This window comes from Pseudoalteromonas sp. 1181_04 (assembly GCF_052850545.1).
Genome location: NZ_VXCS01000017.1, coordinates 95,701 through 112,700, shown reverse-complemented (window position 1 = coordinate 112,700; position 17,000 = coordinate 95,701). Strand labels below are relative to the sequence as shown.

Below are 17,000 nucleotides of genomic sequence, written 5' to 3'. Positions count from 1 at the left end.
ACTTCTAATTGAAAGTCTTGCTGCTAGCGTAAAAAATGCTACGCTATCCCTAATTTAACGACAGTGATTTATTATGATTAAAAGGATTTTATTGGCTATCTGCGTGATTTCAACCAATAGCACATTGGCCGCAGAGCAGTATTCGCAATCACGGTGTGATGCTATTAAAGCCGAGCGAGAAAAAGTTCAGGATAGAATGAGGGCAGGATATAAGGCAGCTGAAGGTGAGCGTTTACGCAGGCGCTCAACTGAGTTGTTTGAAATATTAGGTCGTCACTGCATAAGCCCAACTAATTGGAGGAGCCACAGTTCAGGTTCACGAACTTATACTCGCTCATCTGCGAATGATTTATTAACTAAAAAAGTTCATGACTCAACGGTCTATAGTAAAACATACGACAGTGATAGCAAGCGACTCGCGTGGAGTAGCTTTTACCAATATCCTGAGCGCTGCCGTGCTAAAGAAATGCAACAAACTGACTTTGTTTGGTGCAGTGAAAATCGAGCTGAGCAGCGTGCAAAATTTGAAGCCCAGTGGCAAGCACCAAGCAAAGCAAGCGCGAATGTTAAACAGCCAACGGTTGTTTTATCTCAACAAAACGCTACTGCAATAGCCACAATTACACATTCGATGACGCTAACCCCAGTGTCAAAAGCTGATACCCGTTTGAATACAGTTGCTTTGGAAAAAGAAGGCTACAACTACAAAGTTTGGCAATTAGTGGCTGTTGGTTGTCTTGCCTTTATGGGAGTTTTTGGCGCTTACCGCTGGTTTAAAGATTAAGTGCAAACAAGTCGCTCTAAGTAAACGCCGGGTTAGGTTAGGCTTATTGTCACGTAAAGTATGAACTACGGGTTAACTCGTTACTGTAGTTTGGCTTGGGGCTGATAATCACCTTGCTCTAAACCTTTAAAGTAAGATTGGTAACGGCCGTTGTGCTTAAACTGTGATAAGTACTGATTAAAGGTGTTGAGCAGTTTTTCACTTTCGCTGTTATTTTTTGGAAATAGTAAGAAGCTTTTATTAATTAACAGGGGTTTGGGGTGGTGGCTAATAACATTAACAAGATCGGGCAGTTGGTGTTTGAGGGTAAAGTAGCCAACACTTTGCTCTTCAGCAAAGGCGTCGATACGCCCTAGTGCTAAACGGCGAAAGTTTTGCTCGGTATTACCTACCCGCGACATTTCAAAAGAGCCTTCGGCAAGGGCTTTATCAAACTCTGGGCCATAACTATAGCCAAGCCCACCACCGAGTAATAGGCCTTTTAAATCTGCAATATTTTGCCAATCAAAATGGCGCTGCTTTTGATAAAAAAACACAAATCGTTCACTGAGTACCGGTTCGCTATATAAGTAAGCAGTTGCTCTTTCGTCACTGAACATCCATACCGCAGTAGCGGCATATTTGTTATTTTCGGTATCGTGATATGCACGTGACCAAGGTAAAAATGTAAAGTTAACGGTAATGCCTGCTTCCGCAAATATATCGCGAATTAAATGCGCTACTACACCTTGGTAGGGCAGCGATTCACTGAGAAAAGGCGGCCATTCACCTGCGCTAAGTTGAATTGTCGTTGAGTCAATACTTTGCGCTGTCGGTACTGCTTTAGTGGCGTTACTTACACACAACAGTAGTAACAGACTAGCGTTGCATATATTACGTAATCGTTTAGCTGTTCGCATTGTGTAATTTAGCATTTATGATCATGGTAAAAAAAATCTGCATTGGTTATAAATTCCTCATTTATGATACTACAGTAGCGATCACGTAAAAGCGAATTAGTTCATAAAGTTATGCTGGGGTTATATGAGTTATCTGATGAGTGAAACCTATCTGGTTGTGGTGTGAGGCGACGTTTAATTGAGTCCCATATTAAACTTGGGCAGTTAGAAGTTTACCCTAATTTTGAATATAACTGCCACTATAAATATTATTTAGTGGGCCCTAAGGAGCATTTTAATTGGCCAAAGGTAATCGCTTTTCAAGCTTGGTTATTATCTAGATTTCAGCAAGATGATGACGCACTTAAACAATGTTTAAAGTAACATTGCGTTGAGATTGACTAACTTTCTAACTTTCTAACTTTCTAACTTTCTAACTTTCTAACTTCATAACTTTCTTTAACTGGCTATCTAACACATTTAAATTAAAAGGTTTTACAATAAAGCCTGACACTTTCGCGGCGATAATTTCTTTGATTGCTGTGGAGCTGTCTTCGCAGGTGATCATTAACACCGGGATTTCGGCTAACTCTTGGTCATCACGAATACGATTGAGTAAAGTTTTGCCATCCATTTTTGGCATATGCAAGTCGGTGATAACTAAATCATAGCCTTGGTTTTGTAATAAACTTAATGCTTGTATTCCATCAGTCGCTTCAACAATATCGTGATAATTTAGTTTTCTTAACATATTTATTAATACATGGCGCATCAAAGGCATATCGTCAACGACGAGGATTTTCATAAAGTTAAATTGTCCATAATATGCAAATTACCTTAAGGTTAGTTAACAAAGTCTTACTCTGCCACAAAACACTGGGCAACTAGCTGACTAAGTCGCGCTATTTTTATATTGCTAAGTTGGCGGTAATCAAAGTATGGACACACAATCAACTTGTTTACTTTATCGATAGCAAATTCTTCATCTAACCACTGTAATTGGCACTGTAAGTGTCCTTGCTGCAGCAGCGCTTTAGCATATGTGCGTCCGGCAATAATATGCAAGGTATTATTGTTATTTAAAACCGGAGGGCTAAAAAGTAAGGCAGTTTGACTATTAAGCTGCAGCAGTTGTTCATCACGATAGTGTTGCCAAGTCGGGGCGAGTTTGGCGAATTGGTAATACTCGCTAGGCAGTGCAAATAACACTTTAGCATATACATTAAATACTTTACGCCAGCCATTACCACAGGCTTGGTTGATGCTGGCAATTTGTCCATCCACACATGACGTCACTGTACTTAGGTTGGTGTACTGTGGCATCGGTGGTACATTCGCTATATACACAGCGACTGTAAAAGCTGGGTCACCAAAGCCTATATTACTTGCAGCCTTACTCATTTATTTTTAGCTAGAATGCGGTCTAGATTATTAGCAAAGTTTTGACGATCACTTTGGCTAAGTGGTGGCGGTCCGCCGTTCATTTCAACGCCACTTGAACGCATAGTATCCATAAAATCGCGCACATTTAGTAACGAGCGAATATTTTCACTAGTATACAGTTCGCCGCGAGGATTTAGCGCTTGGCCGCCATTATCGATTACTTCTGATGCTAGCGGAATATCACCGGTGATCACTAAATCATTGGCTGCAATACGTTTGACGATTTCGTCATCAGCCACATCAAACCCTGATGAGACCTGCAACCGGCTAATGTATTTTGAAGGCGGAATACGCATTGCATGATTAGCGACTAAAATTGTTTCAGTTTGCGTACGCTCTGCGGCACGAAACAAAATTTCTTTGATCACCACTGGACAGGCGTCAGCATCAACCCATATCTTCATTGTTAACTTCTAATAGTTAGTAAAAAAATGATCCTAACCTAAGGCTTTTAGAACAACTAGTATTAAGTGAACTTTTTATGCTTTACTGCGTTGGTGGCCTAATTAACTATCAAGGAATCAACGATGAAAAATCAATTATTTATCACTCTTACTCTGTTCGTCAGTAGTTTACTGCTTGGCTGTACTGGCATGCCCGATAAGGTTGCACCAGTGAGTCCTTTTTCCATCGAACAGTACCAAGGTAAGTGGTATGAAATAGCCCGATTAGATCACTCTTTTGAGCGGGGTTTAGATAATATAACAGCGGATTATACAATTAACGATGATGGCTCTGTAACTGTGCTAAACCGTGGTTTTAATAGCGAGGAAAACAAATGGAGTGAGGCTCAAGGTACTGCGAAATTTGTTGATAGCAATGATGTTGGTCATTTAAAAGTATCGTTTTTTGGTCCTTTTTACAGCTCTTATATTGTATTTAAGTTAGATCAACAAAATTACCAATATGCGTACGTATCTGGCTACAATAACGATTATTTGTGGCTATTATCGCGTACCCCCACAGTGAGTGAGCAACGCTTAGCTGACTTTAAAGTACTTGCGCAGCAAAAAGGCTTTGATACTGACAACCTGATTATGGTTAAACAGAACAGTACACCATGACTGTAAATCCCCTTTACAGTGATAGAGAGTAGCTATGTAGGGCGGCTTGTGTAACTTTGACTTTGCTACGACTACACAGTAATAGGTTTTATTTTTTTATATTAAAAAGTAATTACTAGGTAATAAATATGACACATTAGAGGGATATTATGTTCCGCATAGATTGATTGGCAATAGCTTCAATCAAGCTATTTGTAACATGAGTATCCCCCTACTATTTATAACCAAATCATTTGGATATAGGCAAACTAAGTTAGTTTGCCTTTTTTTTGCTCAGATCATATTTTTACTAACTAAGCTTAAAAAACTGTTAAAAACAGCCCACTGAGCATTACAACGGTGATATTTAAAGCACTCATTATTTTTACCCAAGATGCTTTGAAGCTATAAAAAATCATTAATATTAAGACACTTAGCGCCATATAACCACAAAATAGTAAAGCGCCGTAGCCGTTATGTTGTACAACACTCAGTACTAAGCTTAGTAAAATACTGATCCAAGCAGCGATCAAAAACTGTTTACTGAGTTTGTCGCTAGGGCGGGTTTTAAATACATCACGGTAATGATTAAATTTAGCCAAAGCAAAACAATTAAATGCCAGTAAACATAGGCTCAATTGCAGTAATTCATGCATTATGATTGCTCCTGTAACTTGGTTTTTGCTGAACGGCGCGCCCGTTGTTGGGGTGTTTTCGCCGGAGTGTGAGTTGGTATTTTTTTGGCCTGAATTACAAATAAGGCTGCAAATACTAAGCACATTAAATCAAAACTAAACAACGCCCATTGGCCGTTTAGCAAGTAGCTTATTAGATTGCCATTGGTGGTAAGAGCATTAATAACAGGCACGCTGATACAGGCGATACCGTTGATCCACGCGAGTAAAATCCACTGCGGTCTTGCGCGTTTAAATAGCGCAAACAAAGCAACAGCTAGCCAAGTCACAAAAAATGCAAGTATTTCTTTATCTGCGCGCTCAGGGGTTGTCATAGGCAGTAACCGGTTGGCAATAAAAAATGCGCAGGTTGCAAGTGGTAAGCCCATTAATGTGGCAAGGTTTAACCCTTCTACCAACTTTAAGCCAATTGTAGCGGGTTGGTCTTTTTTCATGCGTTCGCGAATACGCTTAGCCCACATAATACAGCCAGTTGCTATCATTACACAGCCAGCTACGCCACATAAAAAGTATAACCAGCGTAATAATGGGTTAGCTAAACGGCCTGTGTGTAGGGCTGTTAGCGAGTCATAGAACACTTCTGTATTGGTTAATTGGGCAGCAGTTTTAGCTATTAAGCTGCCATCTACACCGTTAAATAATAAGGTGGGTGTTTGGTCGCGAACTAGGCTACCGGTGTCTGCACGGACTGTAATTGTGGCTGAGGCTTTATTTGGATCACGAATTGAAATTTGTGTTAAGTCAGCATCAGGCCAGTTAGTATAAACTTGATCTAAAATAGTATCGATGGCTATTAATGGAGCGCTATCTGGGCTAGTTTTGGTGCGCACATTAGTGGGTGACACATCGTTAAATAAACCACGAATACCATCTTCGTATGCGGTCATTGCTGGATAGGGGAATAACATAAATATTAGCGTGATTAGGCCTGTATAGGTGATCATAATATGAAAAGGTAACGCCAATACTGACGATACATTATGACCATCTAACCAACTGCGGCTGCCTTTATTGGCACGAAAGCTAAACATATCTTTAAAAATACGTTTGTGGATCACCACCCCAGATATCAGCGCTACCAACATAAATAAGCTCGCAAAGCAAACAATCCATCGGGCTGTGCGTACATCAATATAATGTAGGTCAAAATGCAGTCGGTAAAAAAAGTTACCACCTCTGGTGTCTCTTGTTTGTGCTATTTCGTCGCCTGTTTGTGGGTTGATATTGTGCTCTTGCCAACCACCAAAACGCTTCCCTTCAGGACGAGGCTTTTCATAAGCATAGTTAAGCTGCGGTTTTCGCTCTGTGGGCAAGTAAATTCCCCAACGCGTAGACTCTGGGCCTGCATTTTGTAAGTAATTAATACCACTGATGATTTGGCTTCGCTGTTGCGCTACACGCTGTTCAGGCGCTTGTACATTGTGCAGTGCTGGTTGATTCCATAGCGTTATTTCGTCCCGAAAAAAACTCACCGTACCAGCAAAAAATATTAAATAGAGTAGCCAGCATACTAATAATCCAACCCAAGTATGCATCCAGGTCATGGAGCGGAAAAAACTCTCTTTCATAGCCAACCCTTTAGTAATGATAAGATCAGAGCACACCCTGAAGTAGTTAGTAAAATAGTGATCCATATTTTAGATAGTGACTTAACTGCAAACACCCAAATAAACACGCAGCTGTACACTAAAATAGTCAGGCTGATACTAAGCAGTACAGCATCTGATTTTTTCAGCGGTAAAATAATACTCAGTAACGCGGTAAACACGGCAGTAAAGGTATAACCACCAACAATGGCGGCAAAAAAGCGTGAGATAACAGCAAAACGGTAAGCATGGGCTTGATAAGCTTGGCTTAATTTAGATCTTATAGAGAGTGTTTGGCTGTTTTTGACAGATTGAGCGTGCATGATGATCCCTCAAAGTCCCAAATGGGGGCGAATAAAGAGGGTATTATATATTCTAGATACAGAAAAGATAGTGATTCGTATTTTCTTTGTTGTTTGTTCGGGTGATAGCGCAATAATACTCAGTATATTTACTTAGTAAAATGATGATCTGCTTTTATCATTTGCTGTTTTAATTGAAAAGTTCGCAAATTTTTCAACTGCTTGTATGCTTAGTGATTGGAAGGCTATAAGCCGTTACATTAATTTTTTAGGGAGTACTATGTCAGCACACAAAAAACTTAATTATGTTGAATTTGCCGCAGCAGATTTAATCGCCACTAAGGCATTTTTTAGTGCGGTTTTTGATTGGCAGTTTATTGATTATGGCCCTGAATATACGTCATTTAGTGCTGATACTGCTGGGCTTGATGGCGGTTTTTATCAAGCACCACTTAGCTCATTAACGCAACATGGTGCAGCTTTGTTAGTATTTTATAGCGAGGATATTGCGCAAACACAGGCTAAAGTAGAGCAATATGGCGGGAGTATTATAAAACCAATTTTTGATTTTCCAGGGGGCTGCCGATTCCATTTTACCGAGCCCAGTGGCAATGAATTTGCAGTGTGGTCAGAACATAATTGAACGCAAAAATAGATCATAATTTTACTAACTCAAGGAAATGAATTGAATGACAGATTTGAGTTGCGAAGAAATTAAAGCATTTGTACCAGCAAAAGATTTTGCGCTTAGTTGTGCGTTTTATCAGCATATGGGCTTTCAAATCGCGTGGGAAACCCCAGATATGGCGTACTTTTACCACGGAGACTGTAGTTTTTTACTGCAAAATTTTTATAATCCAGAGCACGCTAAAAATTTTATGATGCACTTATTAGTTGCAGATGTGACAGCATGGCATGATAAATTAACAAGTGCAGGGTTGGCGCAAAAATATAATATAAAAATTACTGAGCCAAGCTTGCAAGCGTGGCAAATGATTGATTTTGTTATTTATGATCCAAGTGGTGTGCTGTGGCGAATAGGGCAAAGCAGTGATGATGGCTAGCACCTTGTTAAAGCAAGTTAGTCAATGCGTGATCTGTGAGCCTGAGCTGGCGCTTGGGGCACGTCCGGTGCTGCAATTTAATCCCAGTGCGCGTATTTTAATTGCAGGGCAAGCGCCGGGGCTTAAAGTACACCAAAGTGGCATTCCATTTGATGATGCCAGTGGTAAGCGGCTGCGCGAGTGGTTAGGGCTTAAGCCATGCGATTTTTATGATGCAACTAAGGTTGCTATTTTGCCGATGGGCTTTTGTTACCCAGGTAAAGGTAAGTCAGGCGATTTAGCGCCGCGTAAAGAATGCGCACCTGCATGGCGTTCCCAGTTTTTAGCGGCACTGCCCAATATTAAGTTAACCATTGTGCTGGGTAAATATGCCCAAGCGTACCATTTACCACACACAAAACATTTACCCCTCACTGAGTTAGTAAAATCATGGCGTGAGTATTGGCCAGATGTTTTGCCATTGCCACACCCGAGTCCGCGTAATAATATTTGGCTAACTAAAAACCCTTGGTTTGAGCGTGATGTGGTGCCACAGTTGGCGCAAACTATTCAAGCAATTTTGCAATGTGAGGATGATTAGTTTGATGATCAATACCCAATTTGAGCAGCATGGCTTTTTTCATGTAAAAGGTTTTTACACTAAACGTGAACTTGTGCATGAGCGCGAAGTGATCAATTGTTTTCATCAGCAATGGATCGCAGATAATCAACAGTTTTATCAAACCAAGGCGGTTAATAGTGCCTATTTAACTGCAAATACCTATTTAGATGAGGCCCAGCGCTTAGTATTATTTAAGTTTATTGCCAGCCATAAGTTAATGGCTCAAGTTGATTCGATACTTGAATCAGCGGCCTTTATGAATACCCAGTTGTTTTTTAACCCAGTTAATCCTGAGCAAGAAAATTATTGGCATCGTGATATGCAGTACCATTTAAGCTTGGCGGAGCAGCAAGCTGCGCTATCGGGTCCTGAAGTGATACATTGTCGGGTTGCGCTTGAGGATGAGCCAGGTATTGAGTTAGTACCAGGTACCCATCGACGTTGGGATACCCCTGATGAGCTGGCAACTCGGTTGGCGATTGATCACAACAACACCAGCGATGATTTAGCCACCGGCCATGTGATAGAAATGCAAGCAGGGGATTTATTAATTTTCTCGGCAAATATGATCCACCGTGGTTTATATGGTAAAGACCGCTTAGCGCTGGATATTCTTTTTGGTGAGCCACAGCCCCACGTACTGCATTTTGTTCAGGATATCTGTTTGCCTACTCCAGCGATGCTTTCGACATTAGAAGATGCCAGTGCTTTTGCGGTTACTTTGGCACACCAAGAATAACCGCGCTACATAGACCTGCCTAAAAACCACATGGGCTGCTGTAATAATCTCGAAAGATAAACAGGTCTGAGCTACATTTCGCTGTTACTTAACAGCGCCAATAGTTGATCTTTAGACATTTGCCCAGCATCACCACTGCCGGCGAGTACTTTATCTGCGAGTGCCTGTTTATGTTCGTGCAATTGCAGGATTTTTTCTTCAATGGTATTTTGTGCTATCAGTCGGTACACAGTAACGGGGCGTGTTTGCCCTAGGCGATGCGCGCGATCTGATGCTTGTTGTTCAACCGCGGGATTCCACCACGGATCGAGATGCAGTACATAATCAGCCGCCGTTAAATTAAGCCCCGTGCCGCCTGCTTTTAAGCTGATCAAAAACAGTGGTGCATGACCTGCTTGAAATTTATCAACTTGTTGTTTGCGTTTGTTAGTACTCATGCTGCCGTCAAGATAACAATAATCGATGCCGCGTTTTTGTAAGCGCTTTTCAACCAGTTTTAATACATCGACAAATTGGCTGAAGATCAGCGCTTGGTGGTTGTTTTCTAGTAATTCTTCAATAATCGCTTCTGCGGTGTCGAGTTTACTCGATGGCAACTTACTATTTTCTAATAACAACTGCGGGGCAATACAAGCGCGGCGTAATTTAGTTAATGACGCCAAGATAGTAATGTATTGGCTATCTTCCTGATTTGCTTGTTCAAGTGCGTTTAAACGGGTTGCTTCGTACAGTGCTTGCTCTTTTTCACTTAATGCGAAGGTTAAGTTTATTTCGGTTTTTTCTGGTAACTCGGTCAATACCGTTTGTTTGGTTCGACGCAGGATAAATGGAGCAATGAGGGTTTTCAGGGTATCGGCTTGTTGTTGGTTTTTATCGGCGTTACCAAAGCGCTTTTTAAATACTGGCAGGGTATGTAAAAAGCCTGGCATTAAAAAGTTAAACAAGCTCCACAGTTCACCTAAATGGTTTTCGATTGGCGTGCCTGATAGGGCAATTTTAAATTGACCATTGAGTGCAAATGCGGCTTTAGCTCTTAAACTCAAGGGGTTTTTAATTGCTTGTGCTTCGTCAAAGACAATATTAGCAAAAGAAAATTGCGCCAGTTGTTCACCAATTAGTGGCAGTAAACCATAACTGACGATCACTAAATCGTGTTTACCAGCCGTTGCCAGAATATCAGCGCATGCAGTGGCGTTTTCAATGATTTTTACATGCAAAGCCGGCGCGAATCGCTCGGTTTCAACTTGCCAGTTATGACACACAGATTTTGGCGCAACCACTACACTGGCACCTAAACTACTGCGCATTTGTAACACGGTTAAGGTTTGTAAGGTTTTACCCAGCCCCATGTCATCGGCTAAACAAGCATTGAGTCCCCAGTTGGCCAGTTGCATTAGCCATTTAACCCCGACTACTTGATAGTCTCGTAAAATATGGACTAAATGTGCAGGTAAGGTAGGGTCGATAGTTTGCTCAAATTTAGCTAAACGCGTTTTCCAGCTGTCACCAAATGTGACATCACCTAAGTCGGCAATGCTTTGGTGTAAAGGCAATGCACGCGCGTTGGCAATCCGTAGTTCATCACTTGGGTTGTGCTTATCAATATTTTGCATCCCTTCTAAGCGATTTAATAAGTTAGTTAAACGCTGATCCAATAATAATGAATTGCCTTCCGAAAACTCTAAAATGCTGCCACGGCGCGGGGCTTTAAGCAGGGTTTGTAATTCGTATATTTGGCCGCTAGGGAGTGAGATTTTACCACTGACGCTTAACCAATCGTTATCATCATTTAAGTTAAGAGAAAGGTGCTGGCTTTTGGCAACTTTCATGCCTTGGCTCGTTTCGTCCCAACTTAATACCAGAGACTGTGCTTTTTGCGCAGCTTCAAGTAACTCAATTGCTTGGCTAATATCTTCAGGTAAATAAAACTGCTGTTGAATTTGATTATGTTGCGGTGATTGCCGATCAGCAAATAATCCGGCCATACTTTTCAGTAATTTTCTAAACGCTTTTTGCTCTGCTTTTAAATCACGTTTAATAACAATGCTGTCGGTTTGATCATCATCAGTATGTGCCAGTGTCAAAGCACCAATGCCGGGCTCAACCCAAGGGCCATCTACGCCATTTGGCATGGCATAAAAGTTAATGTTGATACCTAATTGGGTAAGAGCGATCACTGCGGCAAATTCACACAAGCCTTGGCGTACGTTGTTGATATGAGCAAACTCGGTACGCTGGCTGCTAATATGATGCTCGTTAGCCAGTACTTGTAATGCGGCATTTAGTTGTGGCAGTTTTTCTTCGGTTAAATTATTGGGTTGTTGCTCAAATAGTTGCAGTAATTTGAGCTGTTTGTCATCAATGGCGAATACTTGGTAACAATTTGCGTGACTGTGGATAAGTAAAAAGTCACAGTCCGGATCGCTGATACTCGGTTGCATTACCAGGCGATAGCAATCATTGCTGTCTTGTGCGATTTCAATGACAAACTCGCCTTTGATCAGCGTAAGTGACTGTCCATTGTGATCTTCAAGCCCTTTAAACCCTATTAGTGCTTGTAATACCGCGGCCGTTGCGTGTATTTCGTGATAACCAAATCCGGCATGGTTATTTAGCACTTGTACTAAGTTATGATCGGCGCTGGTTAATGCATCTTGATACTGGTTATAAGCAAGTTCTTGGGCGTTTACTTTACGACCTTTGGTCCATTCGCCTTTGGCATTGAGTTGCTGTACTTTGGCTTGTATGAGCGGTAAATCTAGATGGGTTAAATCCAGTTGCCATACAATTCGTTGCTGCGCAGTGGGCGTATCAATTTGGCTAATATCATTAAGCCAACGCTGCCATTGTGGGACGCGGGTAAAGTGCTGTAATAAACCAGTATTGGGTAATGGTGTGTCATCGCTAAGCCAATTAACTAAGTGCTGGCATTGCTCAGCTAACCAGTGTTGATGCGCACTAATTGCGCTATTGAGCTGTTCTAACAGTTCAGTATCATCCCTTAGATGATTTACCTGTTCGTCTGTGGCGTTTTTAATAATTGCCAGTAATAAGCAAAATAATGGCGCTAATGCATTCGGGTTACCAAGTAGATGACTTAAGCTGTTGCTTAAACGATGGTTTTGATAGTTAGCTAAATCCTCTTCCAGCAAATAATCAATCGCTTGGCTTGGGTGGCTTAATTCCCCAAGATTTTTTTGATACCATTTTCGACAGGTATTTAGTTGTTTAATATCTGCAGCGGTTGCACTGATAAATAGGCATACAGTGTAAAGTAATCCGGTGATCTCGGTCGGATAGATGCCTTTGCCAAAGTTTTTTCTAAACGCTGTTAAAGCGCTTTTATACTGTATCAAAGCAATATCAATAAACTCACCCTTGATGGCATTGGTATTTGCTTCATAAAAAGTGGCTAAAACACGGTCTCTTTTATCATCTAACAATTCAGCAAAATTATCTTCTTGTAATAATATGGCTAAATTCTCATTCAGATAAATGCGTTTTCTCAGCTCTGTTGTTGGGAGCGCTTTGGCAATCAGAGTCGGCCATGCACGCTCACTGGTGAGGTTGAAAAATTGACCGCGGATAAAGTTATCCAAGCAAAGCTGTTGCCATTGCTCAGGAAGGCATTGCCACAGTTGCTCGCTGTATGGTGATTGCGCGAGCAAATTAACAAAAGCGCTATCAAGCTCAAGTGATAAATCACTAGGGAGCGGTTTTTTTCCGCTTATTGCGCGGTCAAGATCATTGAATAGCAGGTGCAGAAAGTGCACGGCTTGATCGTGGTAATAATAGCTTTTTGTAGCTTCGGTTAAAAAAGCATGCAATAAAACTGGCTGATGTTTTATAGCATTAATAGCTACATAAGCAACTGCGCTAACTGATATACGAAAGTTTGGTCCGTAGGGGAGCTTCCAAATTAAATCTTTAGATTCGAGTTGTTTAGTGTATTTAGCGACTTCAGCTTGAGAAAACGAATAGCCATTTTTAATGTGACTATAAAGACGTTTAGTGAGCTGCTGGACAGAGTTCTCATAGCCATGCGATGAGCCACTTATTATCAGTGCAAGTAATACACACAGTTGTTTTTGGTCGTTATCAGTTGTGGCGGGCGAAAAAGTACTTAATGGCATAAAATCAATAATTAAAGTCGCTAATGATTGTAGACAGTATAATTTTCAGCTGGGGGAGTTACAACTATAAAAAAGCGACCCTAAGGTCGCTTTTTTATAAAAACCTATTGCACTCTGGCAAATAGTTTTTGTAGTTGCGGCATATATTCTTTAATTAGTTTTAAATTACTTTCGCTAACAACCGGCGCATCTGTATTAGCAGCATTAGCTGAGTTACCAAGTGTGCCCATCATTGAACTAGCGCTGTTATTTTTCGAGCCGCCCATACTTTGCAAACCGCCCATTAACTGATTTACTTTATCTTTGTTTTCTGTCGATAAATTACCTTTGATGTTTTCAAGGTAAGCCATCGAGACTTCAGAACCCACAGTAATTAGTTGTTCAGGCGTGAAACCATATTTATTGGTAAGGGCTGCAAACTCTTTGTATAAATCATTATCTTTGATTGTACCAAGGGCGCCTAATGCCATTGCCGTCGAGCCCCCTTCAGAGCCACCTAACATACTACCCAAATCCATGCTTTTTAATGAATCTTGATTTTGTGACCAATCAACAACCGCGGGTAATGCTTGCATATAACCTTGTAAATCTTTTTCTGTGATATCTGCCGCAAGGCTTGAAAAACTCATTGCTAACAAACTAAGAGATAAAATTATTTTTTTCATGTTGAGCACCTTTTTTATTCAATTGTTAGTTGCATTAAAGACTATTAATTAGATAACCGCTATAAATTAAAGAGGGTTTTAGTCTGTTAACATCAGATGATATACTACATTTTTGCCTGATGTAGCTGAACCACATGTTAATTATTTCAAATACCGTAACAATCGATGAATGGGAAGTCGAGCTGTCAGCTATTCGTTCACAAGGAGCGGGTGGTCAAAATGTTAATAAAGTGGCCAGTGCGATCCACCTTCGCTTTGATATTAATCGCTCAAAGTTACCAGAGTTTTATAAAGAGCGGTTGTTGGCGTTCAATGATAGTCGTATCACTAAAGAAGGTGTGATTGTTCTCAAAGCGCAAAGTCATCGAACTCAAGAGCTAAACAGGGAAGATGCGTTAAAGCGACTAAAACAGCTTATTTTATCAGCCACTAAGGTCGAACGTGCTCGTCGTGCTACAAAGCCAACACGTAATTCACAGCGCAGACGCATGGATAAGAAAACCAAACATGGTAATACCAAAGCGCTGCGCGGCAGTGTTAAAGTTTAATTTATAAGTTTGGTTTAAGCACCTCAAATAACGCGTTAATATGATCGTCTCTATCATTAAGCGCAGCTATATAACGGTATTTTTCACCGCCAGCTTGTTCAAAAATCTCTCGGTTTTCACCTTCTAATTCTTCAAGTGTTTCAAGGCAATCAGCGCTAAATGCAGGGCTGATAATAGCCACGTCTTTAATCCCTTCGTTTGGTAAGCTCTCAAGGGTTGCATCTGTGTAAGGTTTTAACCACTCGGCTTTACCAAAACGGCTCTGAAAGGTGCTGATAACTAAATCTTTATCGAGTCCGAGCTTTTCGACCACTAAGCGAGTGGTTTGTAAACATAAGCAATGATATGGGTCGCCATTATCTAAAAACTGTTTAGGCATACCGTGGTACGAAAACACTAATTTTTGTGGCATACCGTGTTTTTCTAAATCTTCGCTAATGCTGTTAGCGAGTGACTCTAGGTAGGTTGGGTTTTTGTGATACCCATTTATAAAGTGAAGCTCTGGCACCCAGCGCCATTTTTTTAATACATTCGCCACGGCATCAAATGTTGAGCCTGTGGTTGGGCTTGAATATTGTGGGTAAAGTGGCAACACAATAATGCGGGTTAAGCCTTTATCTCTAAGCTCTTCAAGGCCCGCTTCGATTGATGGATTACCGTAGCGCATCGCCATAACCACTTCGGTATTGGTATAGCCATGCTGTTTTAATAAGGCATTTAATTTAAGGCTTTGCTGGCGTGTAATATGGGTCAGTGGCGAGCCATTTTCAGTCCAAATACTTTTATATAGTTTAGCTGAGCGTTTTGGGCGAATACGCAAAATGATGCCATGCAGGATGATCATCCACACAATACGCGGTATTTCTACGATACGAGGATCTGACAAAAACTCACGTAAGTAAATGCGCAATGCACTTGCTGTTGGGGCATCGGGGCTGCCTAAGTTGGTCAGTAAAATCCCTGTTTTTTGATTAAAACGCTGATCATGAGGGTTATCGGTAACGGCTGAAAATCGCGACACGCAATGCTCCTAAAGCAAAATAGACGGTTATGGAATATAGGCTATTAATATTAATAGCCTATTGTAACGAATGAAAGGGTTAATAGGATCACTGATTTACAATGATTTGATCATGATCCTAAATGGAGTCGGTTTTTTAGCTTCTAGTTGCTGTAACTTTTCAATGGATTTAGCACTAAATATATGCCCCTTTGGCAGCAACATAATCCCTGTGTGACTATGCAGTGCATGGCTAAGTACCATATTGATGGCTAGCTCTTTGGCCGTTATTATTTTCATCGAGCCTACTTTTGCTTGCTGCTTAATGCATTTAACTCGGCAAGCCTCCATAGCTTGCACTAATTTAGGATGGTAAAAGTTACCGCTGTACATTTTTACTGTTTCGAGTGCATGTTGGTGCTTTTCTTCATCTTTTAAATTACTTTGTTCAAATGCATCCCAATAGTCACGTGCAAGCGCGAGTATCATTGCACTAAGAGGAATATCATTACCTTTTAATCCTTTAGGTAGGCCATTTCCGTTATAGCGTTCGTACTGGTGATAAATGGCGTCAGATACTTCATGCAGATGAGTCGCAGGCATTAACATCAATTGTGCTGTACTTGGATGCGTATAATAACTTTTGCGTTGCTGTTCATTAAGCGCATGCACGGGTTTTTCATAAAGTGCGGGATCCATTGCTAACAGCCCTATCTGAGCTAAGTAACCAGCCATTGCCGCCATTTCTATATTTTTTGGTGGTAGCTGCAACTGTTTTGCTATTTGCGTACAGGTATTGGCAATGTTCTGCGCTTTGGTGCCATCTAAATATGGATTGGCATTAATGAAGTTATAGAGCAACTCAACTGTTGAACTATGTTCGTGTTTTTCATGGGCGTTGGCAATTTCGAGTTTTTTAAGTACTTGTTTTATTTGTTTGGTTCTTTTTTCAACGCGCTGTTCAAGAGAGCTATTAAGTTCTTTGAGGACTTCATTATGGCGATTAATTTGTTGTTGGAGTTTCAGGTTTTGTTTTTTAAGTTGATATTTTTCAATACTGTCGGTGATGGAACGTAGTAATAAGTCATTTTGCCATGGTTTTTGGATATAGCCATGGATCTTGCCTTGATTAACAGCTGCTAAGGTGATTTCGATATCTGCATAACCAGTAAGTAAAATACGCTGAGTATCAGGTGCTAATTTTTGCGCTTGTTGAAAAAGTTCAGCGCCATTCATTTTTGGCATCCGCATATCGCTAATAATTACATCAAATTCATACTGTTTGATTAATTTTAGTGCATCTATAGGTGAATCACTGGTAAGTACCGTAAGTTGCTGCGTTTTGAACAGCCGCGATAAAGAACGTAGCACAATCTCATCATCGTCAACGCATAATACTTGCATGGTTGGTAGGTCTGCTGATTGACTCACGATTTTACCTATGGATAAACAATATTATTAACCATAGCCTGTCTGCTATAGTTTTTCTAATTAAACCGTGTCATTGGCATCAATTGTG

18 protein-coding genes are annotated in these 17,000 nt (G+C 40.7%); 7 read left to right on the top strand and 11 right to left on the bottom strand.

Features of this window, described 5'->3' with window-relative positions:
- Positions 1–73: 73 nt before the first annotated feature.
- Complete coding sequence (locus FW757_RS15355; protein WP_182783984.1) at positions 74–784, top strand: hypothetical protein; 711 nt, start codon at positions 74–76, stop codon at positions 782–784.
- A gap of 80 nt (positions 785–864) precedes the next feature.
- Here the strand turns inward: FW757_RS15355 and FW757_RS15350 are convergent, their stop codons facing one another.
- The 4 genes from FW757_RS15350 to FW757_RS15335 form a co-directional block, all read right to left on the bottom strand.
- On the bottom strand, positions 865–1,698 hold the full coding sequence (locus tag FW757_RS15350) for a substrate-binding periplasmic protein (RefSeq protein ID WP_446441403.1): 834 nt from the start codon (positions 1,696–1,698) through the stop codon (positions 865–867).
- Between the two features lie 397 nt (positions 1,699–2,095).
- Entirely contained in the window at positions 2,096–2,467 is a 372-nt protein-coding gene (locus FW757_RS15345) for a response regulator (protein ID WP_145239878.1), read from the bottom strand.
- Positions 2,468–2,520: 53 nt separating this feature from the next.
- Positions 2,521–3,063 (bottom strand): DUF6942 family protein, encoded by a 543-nt coding sequence (locus tag FW757_RS15340; protein WP_182739997.1) that lies wholly within the window; start codon positions 3,061–3,063, stop codon positions 2,521–2,523.
- Complete coding sequence (locus tag FW757_RS15335; RefSeq protein ID WP_145239874.1) at positions 3,060–3,509, bottom strand: YaiI/YqxD family protein; 450 nt, start codon at positions 3,507–3,509, stop codon at positions 3,060–3,062. Before FW757_RS15335 ends, FW757_RS15340 begins: the two co-directional genes overlap by 4 nt.
- A 123-nt stretch (positions 3,510–3,632) precedes the next feature.
- Here FW757_RS15335 and FW757_RS15330 point away from each other — a divergent pair, with 123 nt between their 5' ends.
- Complete coding sequence (locus tag FW757_RS15330) at positions 3,633–4,169, top strand: lipocalin family protein (protein WP_149981969.1); 537 nt, start codon at positions 3,633–3,635, stop codon at positions 4,167–4,169.
- Between the two features lie 299 nt (positions 4,170–4,468).
- Here FW757_RS15330 and FW757_RS15325 read toward each other — a convergent pair whose 3' ends face one another.
- The 3 genes from FW757_RS15325 to FW757_RS15315 are packed head-to-tail and all read right to left on the bottom strand — an operon-like array spanning position 4,469 to position 6,752.
- A complete protein-coding gene (locus FW757_RS15325) occupies positions 4,469–4,804 on the bottom strand; it encodes a DUF3325 domain-containing protein (RefSeq protein WP_149981968.1) in 336 nt (111 codons plus the stop codon).
- Complete coding sequence (locus FW757_RS15320; protein ID WP_446441402.1) at positions 4,804–6,411, bottom strand: PepSY-associated TM helix domain-containing protein; 1,608 nt, start codon at positions 6,409–6,411, stop codon at positions 4,804–4,806. Before FW757_RS15320 ends, FW757_RS15325 begins: the two co-directional genes overlap by 1 nt.
- Positions 6,408–6,752, bottom strand: coding sequence for a hypothetical protein (locus tag FW757_RS15315; RefSeq protein ID WP_182739995.1), 345 nt, complete (start codon positions 6,750–6,752; stop codon positions 6,408–6,410). Before FW757_RS15315 ends, FW757_RS15320 begins: the two co-directional genes overlap by 4 nt.
- A gap of 259 nt (positions 6,753–7,011) precedes the next feature.
- On the opposite strand from FW757_RS15315, the gene FW757_RS15310 reads away from it, so the two are divergent.
- The 4 genes from FW757_RS15310 to FW757_RS15295 are packed head-to-tail and all read left to right on the top strand — an operon-like array spanning position 7,012 to position 9,135.
- Entirely contained in the window at positions 7,012–7,374 is a 363-nt protein-coding gene (locus FW757_RS15310) for a VOC family protein (protein ID WP_182718230.1), read from the top strand.
- A 46-nt stretch (positions 7,375–7,420) separates the two neighbouring features.
- On the top strand, positions 7,421–7,795 hold the full coding sequence (locus tag FW757_RS15305; RefSeq protein WP_182718231.1) for a VOC family protein: 375 nt from the start codon (positions 7,421–7,423) through the stop codon (positions 7,793–7,795).
- Positions 7,785–8,375 carry a uracil-DNA glycosylase family protein gene (locus FW757_RS15300; RefSeq protein ID WP_182718232.1) on the top strand — a complete coding sequence of 197 codons (591 nt, stop codon included), beginning with the start codon at positions 7,785–7,787 and terminating at the stop codon, positions 8,373–8,375. The genes FW757_RS15305 and FW757_RS15300 overlap by 11 nt, the downstream gene beginning before the upstream one ends.
- A 4-nt stretch (positions 8,376–8,379) precedes the next feature.
- Positions 8,380–9,135: a phytanoyl-CoA dioxygenase family protein gene (locus tag FW757_RS15295; RefSeq protein WP_182797814.1), complete on the top strand. Its 756-nt coding sequence runs from the start codon at positions 8,380–8,382 to the stop codon at positions 9,133–9,135.
- A 71-nt stretch (positions 9,136–9,206) separates the two neighbouring features.
- Here the strand turns inward: FW757_RS15295 and FW757_RS15290 are convergent, their stop codons facing one another.
- Both FW757_RS15290 and FW757_RS15285 read right to left on the bottom strand, forming a co-directional pair.
- Positions 9,207–13,268 carry a DEAD/DEAH box helicase gene (locus FW757_RS15290; RefSeq protein ID WP_182767874.1) on the bottom strand — a complete coding sequence of 1,354 codons (4,062 nt, stop codon included), beginning with the start codon at positions 13,266–13,268 and terminating at the stop codon, positions 9,207–9,209.
- Positions 13,269–13,372: 104 nt separating this feature from the next.
- Positions 13,373–13,933, bottom strand: a complete 561-nt coding sequence (locus tag FW757_RS15285; RefSeq protein WP_446441401.1) for a short-chain dehydrogenase — start codon at positions 13,931–13,933, stop codon at positions 13,373–13,375.
- A gap of 134 nt (positions 13,934–14,067) precedes the next feature.
- Here FW757_RS15285 and arfB point away from each other — a divergent pair, with 134 nt between their 5' ends.
- Positions 14,068–14,481: an alternative ribosome rescue aminoacyl-tRNA hydrolase ArfB gene (gene arfB / locus FW757_RS15280; RefSeq protein ID WP_145239847.1), complete on the top strand. Its 414-nt coding sequence runs from the start codon at positions 14,068–14,070 to the stop codon at positions 14,479–14,481.
- A 1-nt stretch (position 14,482) separates the two neighbouring features.
- Here the strand turns inward: arfB and hemH are convergent, their stop codons facing one another.
- Together hemH and FW757_RS15270 are read right to left on the bottom strand one after the other, a co-directional pair.
- Complete coding sequence (hemH, locus tag FW757_RS15275) at positions 14,483–15,502, bottom strand: ferrochelatase (protein WP_149981962.1); 1,020 nt, start codon at positions 15,500–15,502, stop codon at positions 14,483–14,485.
- Between the two features lie 96 nt (positions 15,503–15,598).
- Entirely contained in the window at positions 15,599–16,885 is a 1,287-nt protein-coding gene (locus FW757_RS15270) for an HD domain-containing phosphohydrolase (protein ID WP_446441411.1), read from the bottom strand.
- Between the last annotated feature and the right edge of the window lie 115 nt (positions 16,886–17,000).